This window comes from Pseudochelatococcus sp. B33 (genome assembly GCF_053570585.1).
This window is the reverse complement of the sequence record NZ_JBSEFH010000010.1, coordinates 35,675-60,507: the sequence shown is the minus strand read 5'-3', so window position 1 is coordinate 60,507 and position 24,833 is coordinate 35,675. Positions and strand designations below refer to the sequence as shown.

General features: G+C 67.5%; 26 protein-coding genes. 5 read left to right on the top strand and 21 right to left on the bottom strand.

The features are described 5' to 3' along the window. Positions 1 to 53: 53 nt before the first annotated feature. Entirely contained in the window at positions 54 to 782 is a 729-nt protein-coding gene (locus ACUSIJ_RS12655) for a glutathione S-transferase family protein (RefSeq protein WP_449308761.1), read from the top strand. A 45-nt stretch (positions 783 to 827) separates the two neighbouring features. On the opposite strand, the gene sigJ is transcribed toward ACUSIJ_RS12655, so the two are convergent. The 4 genes from sigJ to ACUSIJ_RS12635 all read right to left on the bottom strand — a co-directional run bounded on the left by sigJ (position 828) and on the right by ACUSIJ_RS12635 (position 5,163). Next, on the bottom strand, positions 828 to 1,721 hold the full coding sequence (gene sigJ / locus ACUSIJ_RS12650) for an RNA polymerase sigma factor SigJ (protein WP_449308760.1): 894 nt from the start codon (positions 1,719 to 1,721) through the stop codon (positions 828 to 830). 1 nt (position 1,722) lies between these two features. Further along, positions 1,723 to 2,148, bottom strand: coding sequence for a carboxymuconolactone decarboxylase family protein (locus tag ACUSIJ_RS12645; protein ID WP_449308759.1), 426 nt, complete (start codon positions 2,146 to 2,148; stop codon positions 1,723 to 1,725). 120 nt (positions 2,149 to 2,268) lie between these two features. Continuing rightward, a complete protein-coding gene (locus tag ACUSIJ_RS12640; protein ID WP_449308758.1) occupies positions 2,269 to 3,672 on the bottom strand; it encodes an aminotransferase in 1,404 nt (467 codons plus the stop codon). Between the two features lie 12 nt (positions 3,673 to 3,684). Next, positions 3,685 to 5,163 (bottom strand): NAD-dependent succinate-semialdehyde dehydrogenase, encoded by a 1,479-nt coding sequence (locus tag ACUSIJ_RS12635; RefSeq protein WP_449308757.1) that lies wholly within the window; start codon positions 5,161 to 5,163, stop codon positions 3,685 to 3,687. Between the two features lie 127 nt (positions 5,164 to 5,290). On the opposite strand from ACUSIJ_RS12635, the gene ACUSIJ_RS12630 reads away from it, so the two are divergent. Further along, positions 5,291 to 5,758, top strand: a complete 468-nt coding sequence (locus ACUSIJ_RS12630; protein WP_449308756.1) for an Lrp/AsnC family transcriptional regulator — start codon at positions 5,291 to 5,293, stop codon at positions 5,756 to 5,758. Between the two features lie 2 nt (positions 5,759 to 5,760). On the opposite strand, the gene ehuA is transcribed toward ACUSIJ_RS12630, so the two are convergent. From ehuA to ehuR, 9 genes are all read right to left on the bottom strand, one after another. Next, a complete protein-coding gene (gene ehuA / locus ACUSIJ_RS12625) occupies positions 5,761 to 6,558 on the bottom strand; it encodes an ectoine/hydroxyectoine ABC transporter ATP-binding protein EhuA (protein WP_449308755.1) in 798 nt (265 codons plus the stop codon). 37 nt (positions 6,559 to 6,595) lie between these two features. Beyond that, positions 6,596 to 7,288, bottom strand: coding sequence for an ectoine/hydroxyectoine ABC transporter permease subunit EhuD (ehuD, locus tag ACUSIJ_RS12620; protein WP_449308754.1), 693 nt, complete (start codon positions 7,286 to 7,288; stop codon positions 6,596 to 6,598). After that, the gene (gene ehuC, locus ACUSIJ_RS12615; RefSeq protein WP_449308753.1) at positions 7,285 to 7,950 is read right to left on the bottom strand and encodes an ectoine/hydroxyectoine ABC transporter permease subunit EhuC; all 666 of its coding nucleotides are present in this window, start codon (positions 7,948 to 7,950) and stop codon (positions 7,285 to 7,287) included. Before ehuC ends, ehuD begins: the two co-directional genes overlap by 4 nt. 129 nt (positions 7,951 to 8,079) lie before the next feature. Beyond that, entirely contained in the window at positions 8,080 to 8,991 is a 912-nt protein-coding gene (gene ehuB, locus ACUSIJ_RS12610; protein ID WP_449308752.1) for an ectoine/hydroxyectoine ABC transporter substrate-binding protein EhuB, read from the bottom strand. 64 nt (positions 8,992 to 9,055) lie between these two features. After that, positions 9,056 to 10,060: a N(2)-acetyl-L-2,4-diaminobutanoate deacetylase DoeB gene (doeB, locus tag ACUSIJ_RS12605; protein WP_449308751.1), complete on the bottom strand. Its 1,005-nt coding sequence runs from the start codon at positions 10,058 to 10,060 to the stop codon at positions 9,056 to 9,058. A gap of 4 nt (positions 10,061 to 10,064) precedes the next feature. Beyond that, on the bottom strand, positions 10,065 to 11,243 hold the full coding sequence (gene doeA, locus ACUSIJ_RS12600; RefSeq protein ID WP_449308750.1) for an ectoine hydrolase DoeA: 1,179 nt from the start codon (positions 11,241 to 11,243) through the stop codon (positions 10,065 to 10,067). A 29-nt stretch (positions 11,244 to 11,272) separates the two neighbouring features. After that, the gene (eutC, locus tag ACUSIJ_RS12595) at positions 11,273 to 12,298 is read right to left on the bottom strand and encodes an ectoine utilization protein EutC (RefSeq protein WP_449308749.1); all 1,026 of its coding nucleotides are present in this window, start codon (positions 12,296 to 12,298) and stop codon (positions 11,273 to 11,275) included. Then, the gene (gene eutB, locus ACUSIJ_RS12590) at positions 12,291 to 13,319 is read right to left on the bottom strand and encodes a hydroxyectoine utilization dehydratase EutB (protein ID WP_449308748.1); all 1,029 of its coding nucleotides are present in this window, start codon (positions 13,317 to 13,319) and stop codon (positions 12,291 to 12,293) included. Before eutB ends, eutC begins: the two co-directional genes overlap by 8 nt. Positions 13,320 to 13,474: 155 nt before the next feature. Further along, complete coding sequence (gene ehuR / locus ACUSIJ_RS12585; protein ID WP_449308747.1) at positions 13,475 to 14,950, bottom strand: MocR-like ectoine utilization transcription factor EhuR; 1,476 nt, start codon at positions 14,948 to 14,950, stop codon at positions 13,475 to 13,477. 160 nt (positions 14,951 to 15,110) lie between these two features. On the opposite strand from ehuR, the gene ACUSIJ_RS12580 reads away from it, so the two are divergent. Genes ACUSIJ_RS12580 through tenA form a run of 3 tightly spaced genes read left to right on the top strand, consistent with a single transcriptional unit; the run spans position 15,111 to position 16,927 of the window. Then, complete coding sequence (locus ACUSIJ_RS12580; protein WP_449308746.1) at positions 15,111 to 15,581, top strand: NUDIX hydrolase; 471 nt, start codon at positions 15,111 to 15,113, stop codon at positions 15,579 to 15,581. 22 nt (positions 15,582 to 15,603) lie between these two features. Next, positions 15,604 to 16,245, top strand: coding sequence for a TenA family protein (locus ACUSIJ_RS12575; RefSeq protein WP_449308745.1), 642 nt, complete (start codon positions 15,604 to 15,606; stop codon positions 16,243 to 16,245). 13 nt (positions 16,246 to 16,258) lie between these two features. Beyond that, positions 16,259 to 16,927 (top strand): thiaminase II, encoded by a 669-nt coding sequence (gene tenA / locus ACUSIJ_RS12570; RefSeq protein WP_449308744.1) that lies wholly within the window; start codon positions 16,259 to 16,261, stop codon positions 16,925 to 16,927. Positions 16,928 to 17,031: 104 nt separating this feature from the next. Here the strand turns inward: tenA and ACUSIJ_RS12565 are convergent, their stop codons facing one another. The 8 genes from ACUSIJ_RS12565 to urtB all read right to left on the bottom strand — a co-directional run bounded on the left by ACUSIJ_RS12565 (position 17,032) and on the right by urtB (position 24,774). Beyond that, positions 17,032 to 17,637 (bottom strand): ANTAR domain-containing response regulator, encoded by a 606-nt coding sequence (locus ACUSIJ_RS12565; RefSeq protein WP_449308743.1) that lies wholly within the window; start codon positions 17,635 to 17,637, stop codon positions 17,032 to 17,034. Between the two features lie 30 nt (positions 17,638 to 17,667). Beyond that, positions 17,668 to 18,849: a transporter substrate-binding domain-containing protein gene (locus ACUSIJ_RS12560; protein ID WP_449308742.1), complete on the bottom strand. Its 1,182-nt coding sequence runs from the start codon at positions 18,847 to 18,849 to the stop codon at positions 17,668 to 17,670. 13 nt (positions 18,850 to 18,862) lie between these two features. After that, positions 18,863 to 19,999, bottom strand: a complete 1,137-nt coding sequence (locus ACUSIJ_RS12555) for an AAA family ATPase (RefSeq protein ID WP_449308741.1) — start codon at positions 19,997 to 19,999, stop codon at positions 18,863 to 18,865. Between the two features lie 209 nt (positions 20,000 to 20,208). Next, entirely contained in the window at positions 20,209 to 21,249 is a 1,041-nt protein-coding gene (locus ACUSIJ_RS12550; RefSeq protein ID WP_449308740.1) for an aliphatic amidase, read from the bottom strand. 85 nt (positions 21,250 to 21,334) lie between these two features. Continuing rightward, positions 21,335 to 22,030: an urea ABC transporter ATP-binding subunit UrtE gene (gene urtE, locus ACUSIJ_RS12545; RefSeq protein WP_449308739.1), complete on the bottom strand. Its 696-nt coding sequence runs from the start codon at positions 22,028 to 22,030 to the stop codon at positions 21,335 to 21,337. Between the two features lie 23 nt (positions 22,031 to 22,053). Continuing rightward, the gene (urtD, locus tag ACUSIJ_RS12540; protein WP_449308738.1) at positions 22,054 to 22,782 is read right to left on the bottom strand and encodes an urea ABC transporter ATP-binding protein UrtD; all 729 of its coding nucleotides are present in this window, start codon (positions 22,780 to 22,782) and stop codon (positions 22,054 to 22,056) included. Next, on the bottom strand, positions 22,779 to 23,894 hold the full coding sequence (urtC, locus tag ACUSIJ_RS12535; protein WP_449308737.1) for an urea ABC transporter permease subunit UrtC: 1,116 nt from the start codon (positions 23,892 to 23,894) through the stop codon (positions 22,779 to 22,781). Before urtC ends, urtD begins: the two co-directional genes overlap by 4 nt. Before the next feature lie 10 nt (positions 23,895 to 23,904). Then, positions 23,905 to 24,774, bottom strand: coding sequence for an urea ABC transporter permease subunit UrtB (urtB, locus tag ACUSIJ_RS12530; RefSeq protein ID WP_449308736.1), 870 nt, complete (start codon positions 24,772 to 24,774; stop codon positions 23,905 to 23,907). Between the last annotated feature and the right edge of the window lie 59 nt (positions 24,775 to 24,833).

Genomic DNA, 24,833 nt, shown 5'->3' with positions numbered 1-24,833 from the left:
TGCTATCATGCGCCCGAAGAACCGCGAGAACCACCACGACGACGGGGCGACCCATGGGCATCGTGCTTTACGAACTTGCCGCCGCCGATCCGGCGATACGCTTCAGTCCGCATTGCTGGAAGACGCGGATGGCGCTGGCCCACAAGGGCCTCGAGGCCGAACGGCGGCCGTGGCGCTTCATCGAGAAGGAGACGATCGCCTTCTCCGGATCGACCACCGTGCCGGTGCTGGTCGACCACGGCGAGGCCGTGTCCGATTCCTGGCGGATCGCGCTGCATCTGGAGGAGCGCTATCCCGATGCGCCGCATCTGTTTCCCGGCGCCGGCGCGGGCGTGGTCGCGCTCACGCGCTTCGTGAACGACTGGGCGGACGGGGCGCTGGTGCCGGCCCTCATCCGCCTCATCCTGCGCGATATCCACGATTGCCTCGATGAGGCCAACCGCGACTATTTCCGCGCCTCACGGGAAAAGCGCTTCGGCCAGAGCCTGGAGGCCGTCGTCGCCGACCGGCCGGCGCATCTGGCGGCGCTGCGCGAAGTGCTGGCGCCGCTGCGCCGCACTCTGCGGGAACAGGACTTCCTGTCCGGCGCGACGCCGGCCTATGCGGATTATTGCGTGTTCGGCGCGTTCATGTGGGCGCGCTGCACCAGCGCCACGGAGCTGCTGGCCGAGGACGACCCCGTCTTCCTCTGGCGCGAGCGGCTGCTCGACGCCTTCGGCGGCCTCGCCCGCTCCGCCCCGGTCGCGCATGCGCCGAGCGGAGAGGCGCGTCCCGGCCCGTGAGCCTTCCCGGCAGCGGCGCCCGAGCCGGCGGCCGGCAAGATCCCCTCACCGCAGGGAAGCCGCCGACCGCGCGATGCGGACGAGCTTGTCCGGATTGCGCATGATGAAGATGTCGGCGAGGCGGCCCTCCCCGTCGCAGGCGAAGCTGACCGCGCCCACCACCGCGCCATCCTGCGACAGCAGGGCCCCGCGCACGCCGTTGATGTCGGCGGGATGCCATGCATAGGTTTTCCAGAACACGCCGAGCGTGCCGGTGATGAAATCGAGCACGCTTGCCTTGCCCGTGAGCGGCTGGCGCGCGGCGGGCACCTTGCCCCCGCCGTCGGCCCTGAGCGCGACATCCCCGGACATGAGCGCGGCGAGCTCTCCGGTCGCGCCGGTGGCGATCGCCTGCCGGAACGCCGCCAGCAGTTCCTCCTGCCGCTCCGGCGGCACCGGGTTGCGGCTCTCCGCCTTGCCGATATTGATCCGCGCCCGCGAAACGAGCTTGCGGCAGGCCGCCTCCTGCACGCCGAGCGCGGTCGCGACCTCCGCATAGGGCCGATCGAAGATGTCGTGCAGCAGATAGGCCGCGCGCTCCTTGGGCGCGAGCCGTTCGAGCACCAGCAGAAACGCCATCGACAGCGACGAGGACAGTTCGGATGCGCTTTCGGGCGTGTCCTCGGCCGCGGTCTGGATCGGCTCCGGCAGCCAGACGCCGACATAGTCCACGCGCGCCCGCCGCGCCGCGCGCAGCATGTCGATGGAGCGGCGCGTGCACGCGGCGGTGAGCCACGCGGCCGGGTTCGCGATCGCGCCGCGGTCCGCCTGGCTCCATTTGAGGAACGTGTCCTGCACCGCATCCTCGGCCTCGGCGAGCGAGCCGACGATGCGGTAGGCGAGGCCGGTCAGGAAACCGCGCCTCGCCTCGAACAGGTCGACGTAATCTTGATCGGCCATCTCAGTGCAAGGACACCTGAATGCGGTTCCACAGATTGATCATGCCGATCGTCGCCGTCAATGCGCTGATCTCCACCTCGCTGAAATGCTCGCGCAGCGCGGCACGCAGGGGGGCATAGTCGGTCGCGCGGTCGAGCTGGGTCAGGGCCTCGGTCCAGGCCAGCGCGGCGCGCTCCCGCGGAGAGAAGTCGTCGACGTGCTCCCAGACCACGAGCCGATCGAGCCGCTCGTTCGTCTCGCCGTCCTCGCGCGCTTCCCTGGTGTGCATCTTCACACAAAAGGCGCAGCCGTTGATCTGGGATGCGCGCAGATGGACGAGATGGTGGAGCGTCGGATCGATGCCGTGCGTGCCGATGGCTGCCTTCACCTGCATGAGCGCGTCGAAAACGTCGGGAATGGCTTTGTAGTAGTTCACGGAATTCGTCATCGGGGGTTCTCCGTTTCGAGGACGGTATACCCGCTTGACGATCGGCCGGCCCGATTTGTGACGTGCGCGTGCGGAAAATCGGCAGGCCGCCCGGCTCCGGCAGGCCGGGGCCGGGCCGGATCAGCCCGCCTGCCCCTCGCGGACCAGTTCGTCCAGCACCTGACGGACGGACGCCTCGGCGATCGCGATGACCTCGTCGACCTCCGCGCGGGTGATGACGAGCGGCGGCGCGAAGCCGAGGATGTCGCCGTGCGGCATGGCGCGCGCGATGAGCCCCCGGTCGCGCGCGGCCTTCGACACGCGCGCCCCTACCTTGAGCGCCGGGTCGAAGCGCGTCTTGCCGTCGCGGTCGGCCACGAACTCGATCGCCCCCATCAGGCCGACGCCGCGCACCTCGCCGACGATGGGCAATTGGGCGAAGGTCTCCCGCAGACGGGCCTGGAAATAGGCCCCCGTGTCGCGCGCGTTGCCGGGCAGGTCCTCCTTCTCCACGATGTCGAGCACCGCATTCGCCGCCGCCGCGCCGATGGGGTGGCCGGAATAGGTGTAGCCGTGCGAGAACGCGCCGACCCTGTCCGCCCCCTCCTCCAGCACCGCGTAGACCTTTTCGCTGACGATGGAAGCCGACAGGGGGAAGTAGGCCGAGGTGAGGCCCTTGGCGACGGTGATGAGATCGGGCTCGATGCCGTAGTGATGCGAGCCGAACAGCGACCCGGTGCGGCCGAAGCCGGTCACCACCTCGTCGGCGATCAGCAGCACGTCGTGCTTGCGCAGCACGGCCTGGATCGCCGGCCAATAGCCTTCCGGCGGCGGCGTGATGCCGCCCGTGCCGAGCACCGGCTCACCGATGAAGGCGCCCACTGTCTCGGGTCCCTCGTGCTCGATCAGTTCGTCGAGTTCGGCGGCGCGGCGGTTCGAGAACTCCACTTCGGTCTCGCCGGGCCGCGCGCCCCAGTAGTGGTGCGGAACGCCGGCGTGCAGGATGTTGCCGGTCGGCAGGTCCATATAGTCGTGATAGAAGCTCATGCCCGTCATCGAGCCGGAGATGACGCTGCACCCGTGATAGCCGCGCTCGCGGGAGATGATCTTCTTCTTCTGCGGCTTGCCGCGCAGGTTGTTGTAGTACCAGACGAGCTTGGCCTGCGTCTCGTTCGCGTCAGACCCCGACATGCCGTAGAAGACCTTGCTCGCGTTGCCCGGCGCCATGCGCACGAGCCGGTCGGAGAGGACGGCGAGCTCCTCCGTGGTGTGGGCGGCGTAGGTGTGATAGTAGGCGAGCTTGTAGGCTTGGCGGGCGATGGCCTCCGCCACCTCCGTGCGCCCGTAGCCGATGTTGACGCAGTAGAGCCCGGCGAAGCCGTCGATCAGCTCCTGCCCACCGGCGTCCTTGATGCGGATGCCCTTGCCGGTATCGACGATGGTGGGGTCGCCGATTTTACCAGTGGCGAAATCCTTGAGCTGCGTGAAGGGATGCAGGACGCTGCGCCGGTCCAGCTCGCTGATATCCTTGATGCTCAATGTCATGTCGTTTTCCTTTCACGCTGCGATGTCGCCGATGCAGACAAATTTCGGCTCCAGATATTCGGCGAGGCCGTGCCTCGATCCCTCGCGGCCGAGCCCGGATTGCTTCCAGCCGCCGAAGGGGATCGGCGCGCCGGTGAACTTCGGCGTGTTGACCGCTACCATGCCGTATTCGAGGCGGTCGGTGAGGCGCATGGCGCGCGCCAGATCCGTGGTGTACACGTAGGCCGCAAGCCCCATCTCGGTGTCGTTCGCCCGCGCGACGGCCTCGGCCTCGCTGTCGAAGGGCAGGATAGCCGCGACCGGCCCGAACGTCTCCTCGCGGGCGATCAGCATGGTGTCCGTCACGTCCGCCAGCACGGTGGGGCTGACGAAATTGCCGCCGAGCGGGCTGTCCTGCGCGCCGGTCACGAGGCGCGCGCCGGCCGCGAGCGCATCGGCGATCTGATGCCGGCACTTCTGCGCGACCGAGGGCCGGGTCATGGGGCCGATGTCGACGCCCTCCCCAAGGCCGTGGCCCACCCTGAGGCGCGCCGCGGCGCGGGCGAAATCGGCGACGAAGCGCTCGTAGATCGTCCGTTGCACGTAGATGCGGTTGGCGGCGAGGCAATCCTGCCCCGAGGTGGCGAACTTGGCATCGAGACAGCCGCGCACGGCGCTATCGACGGGCGCATCGTCGAACACCAGAAACGGCGCGTGGCCACCGAGTTCGAGCGACGCCTTCTTGATGGTCTGCGCCGACTGGGTGAGCAGCAGGCGGCCGATCTCGGTGGAGCCGGTGAAGGAGAACGCCCGCACTTCCCTGTGCTCCAGCAGGCGGCGTGCCAGCGGCGCCGCCTCGCCCGTGATGACCTGCAGGACGCCTGCCGGCACGCCGGCCTCCTCGGCGAGACGCGCGAGCGCCAGCGCCGAGAGCGGCGTTTCCGGCGCCGGCTTGACGATCATGGAACAGCCGGCCGCCAGCGCCGCGCCCGCCTTGCGGGTGATCATGGCGCAGGGGAAGTTCCACGGCGTGATGGCCACGGCCACCCCCACGGGCTGCATCTGCACCGACAGCCGGCTGCCGCGCAGGTGGCTCGGGATGGTCTCGCCATAGGCGCGCTCGGCCTCGGCGGCGAACCAGTCGAGAAACTGCGCCCCGTAGGCGATCTCGCCCCGGGCCTCGGCCAGCGGCTTGCCCTGCTCGGCCGTGATCAGCACCGCGAGGTCGTGCGCGTTGCGCCGCATGCCCTCGGCCCACGCCCGCAGCACGGCGCCGCGCTCGCCCGGCAACCTGTCGCGCCATGCGCGAAAGGCCGCCTCGGCAGCGTCCACCGCCCGGTCCACATCCTCGACCGAGCATGCGGCGACGTCCGCCAGATGCTCAGCCGTGGCGGGATCGATCACGGGGATCGTCTCCCGCCGCTCGACCCATTCGCCCAGGATGAAGGCGCGGGTCTCCATGAGATGGGGACGTTCGAGACGTTTCAGGGCGGCGACAGCAAGGCCACGCATCGGGATACTCCAGCTTGCGCATTCCATTGCCCGATCATAGCCCTGGCGGCGTGTCGGTTGACGGCGACTATAGCGGGCAGTATGCAGGATTTATGCGCATTGTCCGATATCAACGCGGGATTTCTGCATGACTGAGATCGATCGTGCCGACGCGCTGCTTCTAGAAGCCGTGCAGCGCAACAACCGGCTGACGTCGGAGGAACTGGCGAAGATCGCCCATCTGTCGCCGACCGCCTGCCAGAGACGGCTGAAGCGCCTGCGGGAGACCGGCGTGATCGAGGCCGACATCGCCGTCGTGTCGCCGAAGGCGGCCGGCCGGCCGATCACGATGATCGTCCTCGTCTCGCTGGAGCGCGAGCGCGCCGACATCGTCGACCGGTTCAAGCAGGCGATCCGCAACACCCGCGAGGTGATGATCGGCTATTACGTCACCGGCGACGCCGACTTCATCCTCGTCGTCACCGCCCGCGACATGGAGGACTACGAGCAGTTCACCCGCCGGTTTTTCTACGAGAACCCCGACATCAAGGGGTTCAAGACCCTCGTGGTGATGGACCGGGTCAAGGCGGGGTTCGCATTCCCTATCGCGGAGTAACCTCACCCGAGGACGGATTGCAGGAACGCCCGCGTTTCCGGCCGCTCGGGATTGGTGAACATCCGCTCCGGGTCGCCCTGCTCGACGATGCGGCCCTTGTTGAAGAAGCACACCCGGTCCGAGACCTCGCGCGCGAACCGCATCTCGTGGGTGACGAGAAGCATGGTCAGGTCATGCTCATGCGCGAGGCTGCGGATGACGCCCAGCACCTCGCCGACGAGCTGCGGGTCGAGCGCCGAGGTCGGCTCGTCGAACAGCAGCACGCGCGGGCGCATGGCGAGCGCGCGGGCGATCGCCACCCGCTGCTGCTGCCCGCCCGAGAGCTGCGCGGGGTAATGGTCCTTCTTGTCGGCGAGACCCACGAGGGAGAGCAGGCCGAGCGCCCGGCTCTCGGCCTCCGCGCGCGGGACGCCGTGGGCGCGCGGCGCTTCGGTGATGTTGCGCAACACGCTCATGTGCGGAAACAGGTTGAAGCTCTGGAACACCATGCCGACGTTGCAGCGGATGGTCTGCAGGTGCTTTTCCGAGGCCTGGAACGGTCCCTTGCCTCCCGGCTGGTGGTAGTTGTGGTCGCACAGCGTGAGCGAGCCCTCCTGAAAGGGCTCCAGCGTCATCAGGATGCGCAGCACCGTGGACTTGCCCGACCCCGAAGGGCCGATCAGCGTCACCTTCTCGCCGGGGGCCACGGTGAAGTTGAAATCGTCCAGCACCGTGAGCGGGCCGAAACGCTTGGTCACGCCCTCGAAGCGGATGATGGGACCGGCGGCTTCCGGCCTCGCTGCCGGGGATTGTGTGGTCATAGCGGCTTCCATAGTACGACCTCCGTTCGCGGCTCGCTCATTTCAGCGGAATGCCCGCCTTCGGCAGCCAGCGTTCGAGCTGGTGGATCGCCGCCGAGCAGATCAGCGTCAGCAGCAGGAAGATGAGACCCACCATGGTGAGCGGCAGGAGATATTGATAGGTCTGCTCGCCGATCATGTTGGCGAGGCCCAGCATCTCCAGAATGGTGATGACGGACAGCACCGGCGTCTCCTTGAACATCGCCACCGCGTAGTTGCCCATGGAGGGGACGATGCGCGGCACCACCTGCGGGATGACGATGTCGCGGTAGATCCTGAGGCGCGGCAGGTTCAGCGCGGTCGCGGCCTCCCACTGCCCGCGCGGCACCGCGTCGATGCCGCCCCGGTAGACCTCGGACGTGTAGGCGGAATATTGCAGCCCGAGCGCCAGCACGCCGGTGAAGAACGCCGGCATCACGATGCCGTAATCCGGCAGGACGTAGTAGAGGAAGAAGAGCTGCACCAAGAGCGGCGTGTCGCGCAGGAACTCCACCACGAACGCGATCGTCCACGCGATGGCCTTGATGCGGCTGCGGCGCAGCAGGGCGAAGACGAGGCCCACGACAATGGCGATGGCGAAGCCCGCGAGCGCCGCCTGCACCGTCACCGTAAGGCCGATCAGCAGGATCGGCAGGATGGATACGGCGAAATCCCACGGCGTCGCGGTATCCCATGCATAGCCGTACATCATGCGTGCGCCGCCTTCGGAAATGCCGCCCCGCGCCGCGCCAGCCGCTCGATGAGCCGCATGGCCGCCGCCAGGACGAGCGCCATCAGGAAGTAACCCGCCAGCGTCAGCGTGTAGACCGTGGTGCTGTCGAGGGTCAGGTTGCGGATCGACTGCGCCTCGAAGGTGAGATCGGCGATGGAGATCAGCGATACCAGCGACGACAGCTTCAGCGTGTCGATGGCGAGATTGCAGAAGGCCGGCATCATCTCGACGATCGACTGCGGCAGCACGATGTGGAACAGCGTGTGGCGGCGGCTGAAGTTCAGCGCCCGCGCGGCCTCGAGCTGCTGCTGCGGCACGGCCTGCAGCGCCCCGCGCACGATCTCCGCCCCATAGCCGCCGGCGTGCAGCGACAGGCCGACGATGCCCGTCGTCACCGGTCCGAAGGAGAAGCCGATCAGCGGCAGGGCGTAATAGAGCCAGAAAAGCTGCACCAGCAGCGACGTGCCGCGGAAGATTTCGATGTAGCACAGCGCGATCAGACGGATGATCCGCCCGCCCTCGACGCGGGCGATGCCCGCCACGAAGGACAGCAGCGCGCCGATCACGATGGAGACGAGGGTGATCTCGGCGGTGACCAGTGCGCCGCGCGCCAGCGACGGGAGGTAGGAAAGCCAGTCCATCGGCGCCCCTCCTTGGATGAGACTTGCAAAGGATGAGACTTGCAGAGGATGAGACTTGCAGCACAGAAACGCGCGGCACGGCTACGGACGGCGCGATGCGCCCGCGGCCTTGCCCGTCACGACGCGGCGTCAGCCGCCGGCGCAGAGCTGCTCGACGTTCACCGCCTGCGCGGCCTCGATGCTCTCCTCGCTGAGGCCGTGGCTCTTCAGGATCTCGCGGTATTCATCCGTCTTGCGGAAGGCCACCAGCGCCTCGTTGAAGGCGTCGCGCAGTTCCTTGTCCTCCGGCCGGAACGAGAACCCGCCGTAGTTGCGCACCGGCTTGTCGTTCACCACCGGGTCGGTGAAGGGGCTCACCTGCTCCACGGCGGTCTGGCCCCTGGCCAGGTTGAACACCGTCAGCTCCGTCGCCGCATAGGCGTCGGCACGGCTCTGCACGGTCGCAAGCGCATCGGCGTTGGCACGGATGAACACCACCTGGCCGTCGTCGACGCCGACCGCGCGCAGGAAGTCTATGTTGTTCGCGCCCGACACCACGGCGACCCGCAGCGACGGGTCCTTGGCGACATCGGCATAGGTCGTGAGCCCTTTCGGATTGCCAGCCTTGACGAGCAGCCCCTCGCCGTAGCTCGAATTCGGCTCGCTGAAGCTGACCTGCTTGCAGCGCTCGGGCGAGATGTTCTGCTCGGCCGCGACGAAATCCCAGCGGTTGGCCTTGAGGCCGGGAATGAGCGTGCCGAAGGGGGTCACCGTCCAGTTGATCTCCTCGATGCCGAGCGTCTTCAGCACGGCGATGGCGACCTCCGGCCCGATGCCGGCAGCGGTGCCGTCCTCCTTCATGAAGCCGTAGGGCACCTCGTTGGCGGTGGCGACGCGGATATAGCCCTGCTTCTTGACCTCCTCCAGAGTCAGGGCCGCGGCCGTCCCGCCGTGCGCGACGGCCACCGCCGCCAGCACGAGCGTGGCGATGCCGCCGGAAACCAACTTTTTCCAGGTGATCGATTGTTTCTTGGTCGCTTGCTTCTTGGTCGATTGTTGCATTGTCAGCTCCTCTGGTTGTCGTTGGGAGGCCGGGAACTCCGGCCACGCTTTCAAGTTTGCCGCGTCAGCCTTCCAGCGACGCGATGACGAACAGGCAATCGCCCTGCTGGACGAGACCGGGGAAATGCCGCCCCGCCAGAATGCCGTCGAACGACGCGCGCACCACCTGCGCGGGCGCGCCGGTGCGGTCGATGGCGCCAATGCTCGCCACCACCTCGCCCCGCGATACCGGCTCGCCGAGATCCTTGCGGAAGGCCACGAGCCCCGCGCTCTCGGCGAAAGCGAAGCAATCCGCAGAGGGCATGTCGAGAAACGCGCCGGGCGCGCCTTCCGGTTCCCCGGCGAGGATGCCGGCGTGCTTCAACAGATTGCGCGCGCCCCGGCGCGCGATCGCCGCCGTGCGGGCCGACGCCGTGCCGCCGCCGCCCAGTTCCGTGGTGACAAAGACCTTGCCCATCGCCTCCACGGCGGTGTCGAACATGCCGACCGCGTCGATCTCGCGCATGCGCATGGAATAGGGCGCGGCGAACGCCGCCACCGCCGCGAAGCAGCGGCGCTCCTGCTCCTTGTCGTCGAGTTCGTGCGCCGCCGCGTAGGGCAGGAAATCGAGCGTGCGGCCGCCGGAATGGAAGTCGAGCACGACATCCGCCCGCGGCACCAGATGGCGGGTGACGAAATCGGCGATCTTCTCGGTGACGGTGCCGCGGGGATTGCCGGGGAAACTGCGGTTGAGATTGCCCCGGTCGATGGGCGAGGTACGCGTGCCGGCGCGGAACGCCGGGTAGTTCATCGCCGGCAGGATGATCACCCGCCCCTTGACCGCGCGCGCATCGAGCTCGCGGGCGAGCTCGAACAGGGCGATGGGTCCCTCGTATTCGTCGCCGTGGTTGCCGCCGGTCAGCAGCGCCGTGGGGCCGTCGCCGTCGCCGATGACGGCGATCGGGATCATCACCGACCCCCAGGCACTGTCGTCGCGGCTGTAGGGCAGGCGCAGGAAGCCGTGCTGCGCACCGGTGCCGTCGAGATCGACGGTGGGCGTGACGGGGGATGGAGCCGGTCGGTCCGTCATGGCCTCAATCCTTCACGAACAGGCGGCGCGGCACGTCGGCGAGGCACTCGACGCCGCTTTCGGTGATCAGGATGCTCTCGGTGATCTCGATCCCCATGGTGTCGAGCCACAGGCCGCTCATGAAATGGAAGGTCATGCCCGGCCGCAGCTCGGTGCGGTCGCCGCGGCGCAGGCTCATGGTGCGCTCGCCCCAGTCCGGCGGATAGCTCAGGCCGATCGAATAGCCGGTGCGGTTGTCCTTGACGAAGCCGTGGCGCTCCAGCGTGGCGAAGTAGCGGGTGGCGATGTCCTCGCAGGTGTTGCCGGGGCGGGCGGCGGCGAGCGCCTCGTCCATGCCCTCCAGCGTCGCCTTCTCGGCGTCGAGGAAGCGCTGGTCCGGCTTGCCGAGAAACACCGTGCGCGACAGCGGGCAGTGATAGCGGCGGTAGCAGCCGGCGATCTCGAAGAACGTTCCCTCGCCGGCGCGCATCGGCGCGTCGTCCCACGTCAGGTGCGGCGCGGAAGCGTTCTCGCCCGAGGGCAGCAGCGGCACGAGGGCCGGATAGTCGCCGCCGAAGTCGTCCGTGCCGCGGATGCCGGCGTCGTAGATTTCCGCCACCAGATCGCACTTGCGCATCCCCGGCTCGATCACCGCGACGATGCGCTCGTGCATCTTCGCCACGATTTTGCCGGCCTTGCGCATGCAGTCGATTTCCGCCGGGCTTTTGACCGCCCGCTGCCAGTTCACCAGATAGGTGGCGTCGCTGAAGCGGGTGTCGGGCAGGTGCTTGCGCAGCGTCGCGTCGGCGGCGGCGCTGTAATAGTAATTGTCGAGCTCGACCCCGATCCGCGCTCTCGCCCAGCCCCGGTCGGCGATGATCTGCGCCAAGAGGTCCATGGGGTGGCGCTCGGTCGATTGCACGTAATGGTCGGGATAGCTCAGGATGTTGGCGTCGGGCAGGTTCGCGGTGAGCTGCGCGCCGCGCGCGTCCTGCTGGCGGCCGTACCAGAACACCTCGCCGCCCGGCGCGACGAGCACGCACTGGTGCACGTAGAACGACCAGCCGTCGTATCCCGTCAGCCAGTGCATGTTGGACGGATCGGTGACGATGAGCAGGTCCGTTCCCGCCTTCTCCATCGCGCGGCGGGTGCGGGCGAGGCGGGCGGCGTATTCGTCTTCGGTGAAGCCGGACTGATGAGACATGTCGCGAATGTTTCCCTGATGATCGTTGGTCACGCCGGAGGCGCGGCGGCGTTTTGCCCCTCTTCGCCGCCTGTATCGAAACGGACGCCGGCGCCGGCCGCGCGGGCGCGCGTGTAGGCAAGGCGCGCGATGGCCGTGTCCTGCACGCCCGTGCCGGTGAGGTCGCACAGGGTGACGGCGTCGTCCGCGCGCCGGAACGACGGATCCGCGACCACCTCGCCGAGCTGGGCGAAGCCGGCATCGTCGGCGACGACGCCGGCGTTGAGCGCATGGCGCAGCTCGCCCAGCACGCGCGTCTGCGACAGGCTGTCGGCGACATAGGTCGCCTTGCGGAACAGGGCCGGGTCGATCTCGTTCTTGTGGCCCGAGTCCGACCCCATGGCGGTGATATGCTGGCCGGGAGAGACCCATTCCGCCCGCAGGACGGGCTCGGTCGCGGGCGTGGTGGTGACGATGACGTCGGCGCCCGTGACCGCCGCCCGGGCGTCGGCGACGAATGTCACGGGAAAGCCGAGGTCGCGCGTCAGCGCCGCGCTCGCGGCCTGTCCCCTGGCGGGGTCGCGCGCCCACAGCCGCGCCTCGGCGATGGGGCGCACGAGCGCCAGCGCCTCGAGCTGGAGCCGCGCCTGTACCCCGGCGCCCAGAATGGCGGCGACGCGCGCGTCGGGGCGCGCCAGATGCCGGGCGGCGACGGCGCCCGCCGCCGCCGTGCGCACGTCGGTGAGGTAGCCGTTGTCGAGCAGCAGCGCCTCCACGAGCCCCGTGCGCGCCGACAGCAGCACCATCAGGCCGTTGAGGCTCGGCAGGCCGTGCAGCGGATTGTCGAAGAAGCCGGGGCTGATCTTGACGGCGAAGCTGTCGAGCCCGGGGACGTAGGCCGTCTTGACGTCCACCTCGCCGCGATGCTCGGGCACGTCGAGACGCAGCACGGGCGGCATCGCCACGGCCCGCGTCGCCAGCGCCCGGAAGGCGTCCTCGACGCAATCCACCGCATCGGCATCGAGCCTGACCACGCGGCGCAGGTCGGCCTCGGTCAACACCAGCATGTCAGCCATGATCGTCCTCCCCGTCTTCGTTGCTGTCGTCTTCGTTGCTGCCGGCTGCCGCCGAGACGATCTTGCGGTGCAGTTCCGCGTCGATATTCGCGCCCGACAGCAGCACGACGGTCGGCCCCTGCGGCCTGACCTTGCCCGCCAGAAGCGCCGCGATGCCGACGCCGCCCGCGCCCTCGACGATCTCGCCCTCGTCGTGAAAGGCATGGCGGATGCCCGCCGCGATCTCGTCCTCGTCGAGCAGCACCACGTCATCGAGCAGATCGCGGCACAGGGCGAAGGTGTAGCGGTTGTCGAGGCCGATGCCGCCGCCGAGCGAGTCGGCGAGCGTCTCCTCCTCGCGCACCTCGACGGGATGGCCGGCCTTCAGGCTGGCCGCCATGGCCGCGCCGCGGCGCATGGACACGCCGACGATCGTCGCCTGCGGACGCCTGTGCCGCACCGCGGCCGCGACGCCGGCGGCCAGCCCGCCGCCGGATAGCGGCACCAGAACGGTCGCCACATCGGGCATTGCTTCCGCGATTTCGAGGCCGGCCGTGCCCTGACCCGCGATCACGTCCGCATGATCGAAGGGCGGAACGACCGTCAGCCCCTCCTCGTGCACGAGACGCGCGACTTCCCGCATTGCCTCGTCCTGGGATGCGCCGATTATGCGCACCTCGGCGCCGAGCTCGCGCACCGCCGCCACCTTGTTGGCGGGCACGAGGCGCGACATGCACACGACGGCGCGCACGCCCTGCGCGCGGGCGGCACTGGCCACGGCGCGGCCGTGATTGCCCGTGGACGCCGTCACGAGGCCGCGCCGGCGCCGGTCCTCGTCGAGGCGCAGAATGGCGCAGGTCGCGCCCCTGATCTTGAAACTGCCCGTCAACTGCCGGTTTTCGAGCTTCAGCCCGACCATCTGCCCCACGCGATGCGACAGACTCGGCGACGGCTTGAGTCCGGTCTCCCGCACATGCCCGGCGAGCTGGCGCCGGGCGAGCGCGATATCCTCGCCGGAGCCGGGTCCATAACGGATTGGCATGCTCCGCACCCTCTGCTTTCATTATTGAAGCAATGGTTGCGCAGTTCAATTATCATGTCAATCAATACATTAAATCATTACAATTTTTCGTCCCATGGCGTTTTCGGGCCAGGTGGACACCGGTTCGCGTGCAGAAGACGCGTCGAACCAAGATGCTAGTCGAACATGTCGACGCCGTGAACCGGCGGCAGCTGTTCGAAGGTGGCGCGGACGGTCGTCAGCACCTGCCGCAGGCGGGCCGACGAGAGATGGCCGCCGATGCAGATGCGGATGCCGCCGACCGGCCGTTCCGGACTCGACACGAAGGGATCGGAAGCCGTCACGGCGACGTTGTTGCGCGCAAGCTGGCGCACGAGCCCGTCCTCGCTCCAGTGGTCGGGCACCTTGAGCCAGGCGCTGGGCGACAGCGGATGGCTGCCGGCGATGAAAGGCCCCAGCACCTCCTGCACGACGGTCTGCCGCGCGCGGATCTCCCGCCGCTGGACGTCGAGGAGGAAGCGCGCCGTGCCGTCGTCGATCCAGCGGGTGGCGATCTCGGCGGCGAGATAGGTCGCGCTCCAGCTCGTGACGCGCAGAATGCTCGCGACCTTGACGGCGTATTGCTGCGGCACGACCAGATAACCGGCGCGCAGGCCGGTCATCACCGACTTGGTGAAACTCGTGACGAAAAAACCGAGGTCCGGCAGCAGGTCCGCGTAGGACGGCAGCGCTTCCGCGAGCAGCGGCTTGTAGACCTCGTCCTCGATGACGTATACGCCGTGGCGGCGCGCGACGTCCGCGATCGCCCGCCGCCGCTCGGCCCCGGCCACGTGGCTCGTGGGATTGCCCAGCGTCGGCACCATGACGAGCGCCGCCACCTTGCCCGACCGGCAGGCGGCCTCGAACGCCTCGACGATCACCCCCTCCCGGTCGGCCGGCAGCCCGCGCAGGGTGAAGCCGAGCAGGCTCGAAAGGCCGATGATGCCGTGGTCGGTCAATTCCTCGGTCAGAACCACGTCGCCGCGCCGCAGCAGGGCGGCGCAGGCGAGGAACAACCCGTGCGCGGCGCCGTTGGTGACGATGATGCGCTCCTGCGGCACGCTGAGCCCGAGCCCCGTCAGCCAGCGCTGCGCCCCGGCGCGGTGGGCGTCGAGCCCGACGATCGGCCGGCAGGGCTGCATGAAGGGACTGTTGTCCTCCCTGGCCATGGCGGCGAACAGGCGGCGCATGGCCTCCTCGTGCTCCGGCGCGTAGACGCAGCGCACGATGGACAGGTCCGCCCTGTCGCCGCTGTTGCGGTCGAGCATGAAGCGGTCCGCCTTCTCGGTGACGCGGTTGCGCACGAAAGTGCCGCGCCCCACCTCGCCGATCAGGAAGCCGAGCCGTTCCGCCTCCTTGTAGCTGATGCTGACCGTCTGCACCGAAACGCCGAGCCTGCGCGCCAGATCACGATGCGTCGGCATGCGGGTGCGCGGGGGCAGCAGGCCCGATTCGACATCGGCGACGATCCGCTCCGTCAGCAGCCGGTGTTTCGTCAGGCCGCGGCGCGGCGTCAGCGTGGGGCACCAGGCCTCGCCATCGCCGCCGAAAGCGGCAGATGCCGTGGAATCGGACTCGGAATCGGCGACGCGTGAGGCCGGAAGGGATGTCATGATGCATAACAATTCAATTTTGGAGTCAATCATGACAATATGCAGGCACATCGACAGCAAGGCAACCGCATTCCGGCCCGCTGAGGTTCGAATCCCCTACCCCCTCGCGGACTCCATGCTATGAAGGATTTTACCGAGGGGTGTGCTCCGATGAGACGCGATGACTGAAGCTGATCCCCATTTCTCCCCCCCAGAGCCCCGGCGCGGTCCCGTCGCGGCGGTGATCGCCGTCGTGCTGCACGAGGGCCGGACGCTGCTCGTGCGGCGGGCGAACCCGCCCGACGCGGGCCTGTGGGGCTTTCCGGGCGGGAAGATCGATCACGGCGAAACCATCGAGGACGCGGCCCTGCGCGAACTGCGGGAGGAGACGGGGGTGCGCGGCGAGGCGCGGCGCGTCTTCGGCGCCGTCGACGTCTTCGACCGCGACGCGGCCGGCGGGCTACGCCGGCATTTCGTCCTCATCGCCGTCCTCTGCCGGTGGGTCGCGGGCGAGCCCGTCGCGGCGGACGACGCGCTGGAGGCGCGATGGTTCACGCTCGACGAACTCGCGGGCGCCGATCTCGCCCTCAGCCTCAACGTCGTCGAGGTCGCCCGGCAGGCCGCGACGATCCGTGACGCCGCCGAACCATGATCACCAGAAGAGGAGACGCCTCATGAGCGATGATTTCACCGAAATCCTCCGTTCCGCGAACGGGCAGGCCTGGTCGCAGGCCGTGGAGCACCGTTTCGTCAAGGAACTGTTCGACGGGACCGTTCCCGATGGTGTGATGGCCAACTATCTGATTCAGGATCACCGTTTTCTCGACAGTTTCCTGACGCTGCTGGGCGCTGCGATCGCCACCGCCGACAGCTTCGAGGCGCGGCTGCGCTTCGGCCGGTTCGCCGGCATGGTGTCCGGCGAGGAAAACACCTACTTCCTGCGCGCCTTCGAGGCGCTCGGCGTCAGCGAGGCCCAGCGCACAGAGGCGCCCGACACCGCGCCGACGGCAGGCTTCAAGGCCATCATGCAGGAAGCCGCCGCCACGCGCGACTACGCGGCGGTGCTCTCCGTGCTGGTCGTGGCGGAGTGGCTCTATCTCGACTGGGCGTCCCGCGCCCCGAAACCGCTGCCGGACAATTTCGTCCATGCCGAATGGATCACGCTGCACGACAACCCGTTCTTCCGCGATTTCGTGGGGTTCCTGCGCGGGGAGCTGGACCGCGTCGGGCCGCAGGCCAGCGAAACGGCGCACGATTTCTTCCGCCGCGCCGTGGGGCTCGAACGCGCGTTCTTCGACGCCGCCTATGACGTGTAACGGAGCCGTTGACATGACCGTTTTCGAACGCCTGAAGGCCGCGGCCATCAAGGACTGGACACGCTACGTCGATCACGCCTTCATCCGCCAGATGGAAACGGGGACCCTGCCGGAGAGCGTGTTCCGGAGCTACCTCGTGCAGGACTACCTGTTCCTGATCCAGTTCGCGCGCGCCTATGCGTTGGCGATCTACAAGAGCCGGACGCTCGCGGACATGCGCACCGCCCAGACGGCGCTCAACGTCATCATGGACGAGATGGGGCTGCATGTGCGCCTGTGCGAGCGCTGGAACCTCTCCCCGGCCGACCTCGAGGCCGCGCCGGAACATCAGGCGACGGTGGCCTACACGCGGTATGTGCTCGACTGCGGCATCGCGGGCGATCTGCTCGATCTGCACGTGGCGCTCGCTCCCTGCGTGATCGGCTATGCGGAGATCGGCAAGCGGCTCGAACCCGCGCTCGCCGCCGCTCCCGGCCATCCCTACCGGGAGTGGATCGGCGAATACGCCGGCGAGGGCTTTCAGGAAGCAGCGCAGGCGGCCATCGCCCACATCGACCGTCTCGCCGAACACGCGCTGACGGAGCGGCGGTTCGACGAACTCGTCGGCATCTTCGCCAAGGCCTCGCGCCTTGAGGCGGATTTCTGGCAGATGGCGTTCGATATCGCCGCCTCCGGCCGGTGAAGGCTACAGCATCAAACCAAGAAGCGCGTGCGCTTCTTGGTTAAATTTGATGCACAATCAAAGAGATAGAGCGGCAGTGCGATTCCGTTTGAATATCCGCCGCTCTATTTTCTCGGCTGCAGGTTGCTGAGCAGGCCGTCGGCGTTGATGATGGCGGTGGCGATCTCGATGGTGGAGGTGCGGCGCGCCATGGCGTGCGAGCGGATGATCTTGTAGGCGTCCTTCTCGTTGATGCTGTGGTGGCGCATCAGCACGAACTTGGCCTCGCTGATGATCTGGAGATGTTCGAGCTTCAGGTTGAGCTTCTCGCGCGCCTGGAAGTCCTCGCGTTTCTCGTGCCAGATCCGGCGCGCCATCAGCATGCTGCTCATGATGCCGAAGGCGCGCAGGGGCTTGCTGACGACCGTGTGGATCCGCAGGTCGAGCAGGCCCTGCAGCACGGACGGGTTCTCATAGCTGATCAGGCCGATGAGCGTCGGCGTCGTGTCCGGACGCGCGGACAGCAGCTTGTGCACCGATGGCGGCATCGCCTCGTTGATCTCGATGAAGACGACGTCGACATTGCCCGGCAGGACCTCCGGCAAGGGCCAGATCGCCTCCACATTGCACCCGATGCGGTTGAGCTGCTGGATAAGATCATCGGCGTCCGCGCCACGTGGATGCAGGACGAGCACATTCAGACTACGCAGATCATTAATCAGATCTGTCATACTTGTTCCCCGGGGACAATTGAACCTGTCTTATCTTTGATTGACCAACCAGTAACCTGAAGCCTCCTGCAATCTGAAGCGGCGGTCGTTGAGATCGGGACTGACGAGATAGGGATCGGGCTTGATCGGCCGGACGACCTCGCGCTCGACGATGAATTCACCCGCCGCGTCGACCTTGGCGATGCGGGAATGGAGATAGGTGTGGTTGTTGTCGGGGTCGATCTTGATGGAGCCCTGCGGCGCTTCCCAGGTCGAGCCGAGCAGCGTCTCCCGCAGCCTGTCGGGATCGAGCGTGCGCACGCGCTTGAGCGCCTGCGCGAACATGTGCACCTGGAAATATGCCGCCTCGCAGCAGCTCGTCACCGACGTCTCGGACCCGAAACGCGCGACAAAGCTCTCCAGGAACCGCCGGTTCGCCGGCGTGTCGATGCTGCGGAAATAGGGGGCGGCGGTGATATGGCCGGCGGAGGCGGCGGCGCCGATGCGGTGGACTTCGGCCTCGTTGGTGGTGAGGCTCGCGATCGGCAGGGTGGCGGGATCGCCGCCGGCCTCGTGATAGGCCGTGTAGAAATTGATGGTGCCCTCGCCGACCACGGTCGAGAAGATGACGTTCGGGCCCTTCCCGGCGATGTCGCCGAGGAGGGCGTGGAAGTCGGCCTTGGTGGCCGAGAGCGGCAGATAGTGCTCGCCGACGATCTCCCCGCCGCCCTGGCGCACGATGTTGCGCATCACCCGGTTCGACTCGCGCGGATAGATGTAGTCCGATCCCACGAAGTAGAAGCGATGGCCGTAATTCTCCATCAGGTAGATGGCGAGCGGCACGCTGTTCTGGTTGGGACAGGCCCCGCCGTAGATGACGTTGGGCGAATACTCGAACCCCTCATAGAGCGTGGGGTAGAAGAACAGGGCGTTGCGGCGCTCGATGATCGGCAGCACCTCCTTGCGCGCCGACGACATGTAGCAGCCGATGATCACGCTCACGCCGTCCTCGACGATGAGTTTCTCGGCGAGGCGGCCGTATTCGACGGGAATCGAGCCCGGGTCGTAGCTGACAGGCTGCAGCAGACGCCCGTCGACGCCGCCCTCCGCGTTGATTTCGGCGATCGCCAGCAGTGCACCCATCTTCTGGGACTTCTCGATGACGGTCGTCACGCCCGTATCGGAGAAAAGCACGCCGATTTTCCAGTTTTCTTCGTTTCGGCTCGCTGTCATGAACGTCTATCCGTTATTCCGGCATCAAAACAAACTCCGCCTGCCCTGTTCCCAGCCTGGCGGAAAAGCTGGCGGGCAGACCGTTCTCCTGTGGCGCTATGCCCTCCGTGAGCAGGAAACGTGCGAACGGGATCTCGACATACCGCCTGACCGCCCGCCGCAGGGAACGCGCGCCGAACTGCCTGTCGAATCCGTGTCGGCGGATATAGTTGCGTAGATCCGGGGCCAGATCAATCCGGCAGCGGTGCCGGGCAAGGCGGCGGTTGAGCTTCTCGATTTCCAGCGCGATCAGGTCGTCGACCACGCCCTGCTCGATCCAGTTGAACACCTCGATGTGGTCGATGCGGTTGACGAACTCGGGCGGGAATTTCTTCAAAAGCGCCGCCTTCGCGATGGCGTCGGCCCTGGCGCGCCGCTGGCCGGCCGTTTGCGGCAGCAGCCTGCGCCAGGGCCGCGTCGCCATTTCCGCCTCCCGGCGCAGCTTCTCCGCCCCGAGGTTGGAGGTCATGAAGATGATCGCGTTGCGGAACGAGTACGTCCGCTCCCCCGACGCCGTGGTGAGGATGCCGTTGTCGAAGATGTTCAGCAGCGCCAGCGCCACTTCGGGGCTCGCCTTCTCCAGTTCGTCGAACAGCACGATGCCCGGCAGCCGCGCCGTGCCCTCCACCTTCGCCTGATCGAGGATGGTGCGCCCCTCCTTGGAACCGACGTAGCCCGGCGGCGCGCCGGCGATGGCGGCGGCGTAATGCTCCTGTGCCAGCGTGTTCATGTCGACCCGGCAGACGGCGTCGGCGTCGCCGTGCATGGCGCGCGCCAGCGCCCGCACCAGCTCCGTCTTGCCGACGCCGGTCGGCCCCAGCAGGAGCCCCGTGAACAGCGGCCGGCGCGGATCGGCGATGTCGGCGCGCACCACGTGCAGCATGTTGACCACCGCCTCGACCGCATCGTCCTGGCCGATGATGTCGTGCCGCAACTGGCGGGCGATCAGCTCGACATCGAAGCTGAAACGGCTGTCTGGTCCCCGGGGCGCGCCGTTGACGGCCAGATGGGCGCGGACGATGTCGTCCCCCGCCAGGGTTTCCGTCTGCAAGGCGGCGATGTCGCGCCGGCGCCGCTCGGTGTCGGCCAGCATGTCATTCAGAAACGGCATGTCGCATTGTCCTCGTCCGCGCCGGCACGGGGCGCACGGCATGCGGATCGTCTCGGGCCGGGAATGGCGCGAAAGGCAGTGACCCGCCTTCCGCGATCGCGGGATGGCCGGGCGTGACCCGATTTCACGCAATCAGGTCACACTCTGCAAATCTTTTATTTTGAGCGAATTCTGATCGATCAAATGATTCCATTTGATCGGAAAGCGCTCTAGGCCGCCTTTTCCTTCGCGTTGTTCGGCAGGCTGCCGACCGGGCATTGGGCCGTGCCGACGGTGGTGCGGGTGAACGCCTCCACCTGTTCGCGCGCCTTCTGGGCATCGTTCACCCAGGTGCGGTAGAACTCGAACGGGCAGTCGGCGACGCCGAGGTCGCTGTCGCCCGCCGCGTGGGTGGCGGTGTAGCCGCGGTGCAGCAGCTTGAACAGATGGTTCTGCGACTGGTCGTTGGCGCGCGCATCCCGGATCTGGCTGATCGAGAGCTGCGCATACTGGATGCCGTTCACCTCCTCGCCGCATTCACCGAGCGTGCGCCCGTCGAAGCCGATGATGGCGGAATGGCCGAAGTAGCTGTACACGCCGTCGAAGCCGGCCGCGTTCGCGACCGCGACATAGCTGTTGTTGGCCCAGGCCATGGTCTGCGCCATGGCGACCTGCTGCGCCTTGGCGGGATACATGTAACCCTGGCAGCGCACGATCAGCTCCGCCCCCTTCATGGCGCAGTCACGCCAGATCTCGGGATAGTTGCCGTCGTCGCAGATGATCATGCTGACCTTGAGGCCCTTCGGCCCCTCCGAGACGTAGGTCTTGCCGCCGGGATACCAGCCCTCGATGGGACACCACGGAATGATCTTGCGGTATTGCTGGACGATCTCTCCCTTGTTGTCGACGAGAATGAGCGTGTTGTAGGGGTTGCGGCGCGGATGGTCCTCGTGGCGCTCGCCGGTGAGCGAGAATATGCCCCAGGTGTTGGCCGTGCGGCAGGCGCGCGCCAGGATCTCCGTCTCGGGGCCGGGCACGCTCACCGCCGTGTCGAACATTTCGCCGGGGTCGTACATGATGCCCTGCAGGCTGTATTCGGGGAACACGATCAGGTCCATGCCCGGCAGGCCCTTCTTGATGCCGACGATCATGTCGGCGATCTTCTGGGCGTTGTCGAGCACTTCCTCGCGGGTGTGCAGCCGGGGCATCCCGTAATTGACGACCGCCACGCCGACGGTATCGTCGCTGCTGGAAATATCACCGTGTCTCATGGTCTTCTCCTCCGGTAGTTGGTCGGGATACGCGCGCCTGCCCGTGCCTCGTTCCGGTACGGGGCGGCTGCGGGCCGGCGCGAATTCAGAAAGTCAGGTGCCGGTCGGCGATCTCGTCCGTCAGCTCCGCGCAGGCCCCGGCGACGGCGACGCGCCCCTTGTCGATGACGACGAACTGGTCCGCCACCCGCCGGGCGAAGGGCACGTTCTGCTCGACGAGCACGATGGTGAGCCCCATCTCGCGGTTGAGCCGCACGATCACGTCGTGGATCTGCTGGACGATGTTGGGCTGGATGCCCTCCGTCGGCTCGTCGAGGATGAGCATCTTCGGCTCCATCGCCAGCGCCCGCGCGAAGGCGAGCTGCTGCTGCTGCCCGCCCGACAGGTCGCCGCCGCGCCGGTCGAGGAACTCGCGCAGGATCGGGAACAGCTCGAAGACGAGCTCCGGGATGGTGCGCCTGCCGTCGCGGCGCGCGTAGGTGCCCATGACGATGTTCTCGCGCACCGTGAAGCGGGGGATGATCGCCCGGCCCTGCGGGATGTAGCCGATGCCGAGCTCCGCCCGGTCGTTGGTGTGCATGCGCGCGATGTCGTGGCCGTCGAAGCGCAGCCGGCCTTCGAGGCGATCCGTGAGCCCCATGATGGAGCGCATCAGCGTGGTCTTGCCCACCCCGTTGCGGCCGAGCACCGCGAGCAGCTTGCCCGGCGCGAGCGAGAAGCCGATGTCCTGCAGGATCGGGCTCTTGCCGTAGTACGAAAAGAGGTTCTGCGCCTGAAGCATGAGCGTTCTCCTTTCAATGGCTCTCAATGACCGAGGTAGACGGCCTTGACGCGCTCATCCGCCTCGATCTCGGCGATGGAGCCATCGGCAAGGACGCTGCCCCGGTTCATCACCGTCACCCGTTCCGCCACCTGCCGGACGAACTGCATGTCGTGCTCGACCACGATCAGCGTGTGCTCGCCCTTCAGCGCGTTGAAGATGTCGGCGGTCTTGCGGGTTTCCTGGATGGTCATGCCGGCGGTGGGCTCGTCCATCAGGATCAGCTTGCTGCCCTGGGCGAGCAGCATGGCGATCTCCAGCCACTGGGTCTGGCCGTGGGACAGGTTGCCGGCGCGCGTGTCGACGTGGCCGATGAGGCCGACCCGCTCCAGCACCTCCTTGACGCGGCCGCGGATCGGCGTCGAGAAGATGCCGAGCGCGTGCAGGAGGCCGGGCTTCTGCGAGCGCGCGACCTCGAGGTTCTCCAGCACGGTCAGCTCCTTGAACACCGACGGCACCTGGAACTTGCGCCCGATGCCGAGCCTTGCCCGCCGGTATTCCTTGAGCGAGGTGATGTCGATGCCCTGGAACACGATCCGCCCGGACGTCGCCTTCGTCTTGCCGCAGATGAGATCGAGCACCGTCGACTTGCCGGCGCCGTTGGGGCCGAGGAAGCACCGCAGTTCGCCGAGGCGGATGTCCAGCGTGAGGCCGTTCACCGCCTTGAGGCCGCCGAACTGGACGCCGAGGTCGCGCAATTCGAGCAGGTTCATGACACGATCCCTTCCTTGCCCGCCTCCTTCAGGCTCGCCGGCACAGGCAGGTTGCGCCCGGCGAGAATGCGCGACAACGCGCCCACGGCCCCGCGCAGCAGCCCGTAGATGCCGCGCGGCAGGAACAGCACGAAGAAGATGAACAAGAGGCCCAGAATGAGCAGCCAGCCTTCGACGAAGAGGTCCGACAGGCGGCCTTCGAGCAGGTTGACGAGGATGGCGCCCACCGCCGCGCAGGGCAGCGACTCGCGCCCGCCCACCGCGCACCAGATGACGATGGCGAGGCTGAAGTTCACGCCCATGTAGGTCGGCGAGGCGAATTCGAGCACCAGCACGTAGAGCATGCCGGCCCAGCCCGCGATCGCGGCCGAGACGCAGAAGACGAAGGTCTCGTAGAGCGCGACGTCGTAGCCGAAATAGCGCACCCGCATCTGGTCGTCGCGGATGGCGCGCAGGATCAGGCCCACCTTGCTGCGCACCAGCGCGAACCCCAGCGCCAGCACGGCGATCAGCGACCCGGCGACGAGGTAGTAGAATTCGGCACTGTAGTTGTCGACCGTCCAGCCGAAGAGTTCGAGCGGCGCCAGGCCGGTGAGGCCGTTCTCGCCGCCGGTGAAGCGCTGCTCCTCGATGAACAGAAGCTGCAGCGCCACCAGGAACGCGAGATTGATGATGGCCACGAACACGCCCGTCACCCGGCCTCGGAACATGAAGGCGCCGATGACGCCGGCGACGAGCGCCGGCACCAGAAGCCCGGCGAGCAGCGTCGGCAGCAGCGCATGAAAGGGCTTCCAGAACCACGGCAGCGCCTCGACATTGGTCCAGCCCATGAAATCCGGCATGCCGCCGGGGTTGCCGGCGCTGTTGCGCAGCTTCAGGTGCATGGCCATGATGTAGGCGCCGATGCCGAACGTCGCCGCCTGCCCCAGGTTGAGGATGCCGGCGTTGCCCCACGAGAGCGCCAGCGCGACCGCCGCCATCGCCAGCGCCAGATAGCGCGCGAAGGTGTTCAGCTCGAAACCGTCGAAGCCGAGCAGCATCGGCACGGCGAGCAGGATGATGGCGGCGAAGAGCAGATAACCCGGCAGGTCGAGATGATTGGTGCGGTTCATGCTCGCCTCCTCAACGGCGCACGTATTGCGGAAACAGGCCGTTGGGCCGGAAGCGGATCATGAGGATGATGCCGACGAGCACCGCGATGCGCCCGAGCGTGTCGTTCATGAGCATGGAGAAGAAGGCCGTCGCCTCGCCCACCGCGCCCGAGGCGAACGCCGTGCCGAGCAGGCTGCCGACCCCGCCGATGATGACGACGAGAAAGGCGTCGACCACCAGATACGTGCCCATCGACGGCACCGTGTTGACGAGCGGCGCGATCAGCGCCCCGGCGAGCCCCGCAAGGCCCGCCCCGTAGGCGAAGGCCATGCTGTAGACGCGTTCGGCGCGGATGCCGTAGCACTCGGAGATCTCGCGGTCCTGGATGACGGCGCGCAGCTTGCGGCCGAACTCGGTGCTGGTCAGCAGCGCCCACGTGCCCCACAGCACCGCGACCGCGGCGGTGAGGACGAACAGCCGGTAGTTCGACATCACCACGTTGCCGATGACCAGATTGCCCTGAAACATCGACGGCGTGCCGACGAAGCGGGATTCCGGCCCGATGCCCATGCGCACCAGTTGCTGCAGCACGATGCCGATGCCCCATGTCGCGAGGATGGTGTCGAGCGGGCGGCTGTACAGGCGCCGGACGACGAGGCGCTCCACGAGCCAGCCGACACCGGCGATGGCCAGGAAGACGAAGGGCAGGCTGGCAAGGATGCTGAAACCGAGCCGGCTCTGCAGGGCCCAGGCGGCGTAGGCGCCGAGCATGACGAACTCGCCGTGCGCCAGGTTGATGACGCCCATGGTGCCGTAGATGATGGCCAGGCCGAGCGCGATCATCAGCAGGATCGAGGCCATGCTCAGCCCGGCAAAAGCTTGGTTGAGAAATGCGTCCATGCGTTGTGGTTCCGTTTTCGGTTGGCGAAGGCGCGCGGCCTCTGCCGCATGCCGCAGGC

What these genes read in the sequence shown, in the direction of transcription:
- eutC (WP_449308749.1), bottom strand. Translation starts at nt 12,298, where the DNA reads ATGGCTGACATGCTGGTGTTGACCGAGGCCGACCTGCGCCGCGTGGTC.
- urtC (WP_449308737.1), bottom strand. Translation starts at nt 23,894, where the DNA reads ATGAACCGCACCAATCATCTCGACCTGCCGGGTTATCTGCTCTTCGCC.
- ACUSIJ_RS12640 (WP_449308758.1), bottom strand. Translation starts at nt 3,672, where the DNA reads ATGACATTGAGCATCAAGGATATCAGCGAGCTGGACCGGCGCAGCGTC.
- sigJ (WP_449308760.1), bottom strand. Translation starts at nt 1,721, where the DNA reads ATGGCCGATCAAGATTACGTCGACCTGTTCGAGGCGAGGCGCGGTTTC.
- ACUSIJ_RS12565 (WP_449308743.1), bottom strand. Translation starts at nt 17,637, where the DNA reads ATGACAGATCTGATTAATGATCTGCGTAGTCTGAATGTGCTCGTCCTG.
- eutB (WP_449308748.1), bottom strand. Translation starts at nt 13,319, where the DNA reads ATGCCAATCCGTTATGGACCCGGCTCCGGCGAGGATATCGCGCTCGCC.
- ACUSIJ_RS12580 (WP_449308746.1), top strand. Translation starts at nt 15,111, where the DNA reads ATGACTGAAGCTGATCCCCATTTCTCCCCCCCAGAGCCCCGGCGCGGT.
- ACUSIJ_RS12655 (WP_449308761.1), top strand. Translation starts at nt 54, where the DNA reads ATGGGCATCGTGCTTTACGAACTTGCCGCCGCCGATCCGGCGATACGC.
- ehuD (WP_449308754.1), bottom strand. Translation starts at nt 7,288, where the DNA reads ATGATGTACGGCTATGCATGGGATACCGCGACGCCGTGGGATTTCGCC.
- ehuB (WP_449308752.1), bottom strand. Translation starts at nt 8,991, where the DNA reads ATGCAACAATCGACCAAGAAGCAAGCGACCAAGAAACAATCGATCACC.
- ehuC (WP_449308753.1), bottom strand. Translation starts at nt 7,950, where the DNA reads ATGGACTGGCTTTCCTACCTCCCGTCGCTGGCGCGCGGCGCACTGGTC.
- ACUSIJ_RS12635 (WP_449308757.1), bottom strand. Translation starts at nt 5,163, where the DNA reads ATGCGTGGCCTTGCTGTCGCCGCCCTGAAACGTCTCGAACGTCCCCAT.
- ehuA (WP_449308755.1), bottom strand. Translation starts at nt 6,558, where the DNA reads ATGACCACACAATCCCCGGCAGCGAGGCCGGAAGCCGCCGGTCCCATC.
- ACUSIJ_RS12555 (WP_449308741.1), bottom strand. Translation starts at nt 19,999, where the DNA reads ATGCCGTTTCTGAATGACATGCTGGCCGACACCGAGCGGCGCCGGCGC.
- ACUSIJ_RS12550 (WP_449308740.1), bottom strand. Translation starts at nt 21,249, where the DNA reads ATGAGACACGGTGATATTTCCAGCAGCGACGATACCGTCGGCGTGGCG.
- doeA (WP_449308750.1), bottom strand. Translation starts at nt 11,243, where the DNA reads ATGTCTCATCAGTCCGGCTTCACCGAAGACGAATACGCCGCCCGCCTC.
- doeB (WP_449308751.1), bottom strand. Translation starts at nt 10,060, where the DNA reads ATGACGGACCGACCGGCTCCATCCCCCGTCACGCCCACCGTCGATCTC.
- ACUSIJ_RS12645 (WP_449308759.1), bottom strand. Translation starts at nt 2,148, where the DNA reads ATGACGAATTCCGTGAACTACTACAAAGCCATTCCCGACGTTTTCGAC.
- tenA (WP_449308744.1), top strand. Translation starts at nt 16,259, where the DNA reads ATGACCGTTTTCGAACGCCTGAAGGCCGCGGCCATCAAGGACTGGACA.
- urtE (WP_449308739.1), bottom strand. Translation starts at nt 22,030, where the DNA reads ATGCTTCAGGCGCAGAACCTCTTTTCGTACTACGGCAAGAGCCCGATC.
- urtB (WP_449308736.1), bottom strand. Translation starts at nt 24,774, where the DNA reads ATGGACGCATTTCTCAACCAAGCTTTTGCCGGGCTGAGCATGGCCTCG.
- ACUSIJ_RS12630 (WP_449308756.1), top strand. Translation starts at nt 5,291, where the DNA reads ATGACTGAGATCGATCGTGCCGACGCGCTGCTTCTAGAAGCCGTGCAG.
- urtD (WP_449308738.1), bottom strand. Translation starts at nt 22,782, where the DNA reads ATGAACCTGCTCGAATTGCGCGACCTCGGCGTCCAGTTCGGCGGCCTC.
- ACUSIJ_RS12560 (WP_449308742.1), bottom strand. Translation starts at nt 18,849, where the DNA reads ATGACAGCGAGCCGAAACGAAGAAAACTGGAAAATCGGCGTGCTTTTC.
- ACUSIJ_RS12575 (WP_449308745.1), top strand. Translation starts at nt 15,604, where the DNA reads ATGAGCGATGATTTCACCGAAATCCTCCGTTCCGCGAACGGGCAGGCC.
- ehuR (WP_449308747.1), bottom strand. Translation starts at nt 14,950, where the DNA reads ATGACATCCCTTCCGGCCTCACGCGTCGCCGATTCCGAGTCCGATTCC.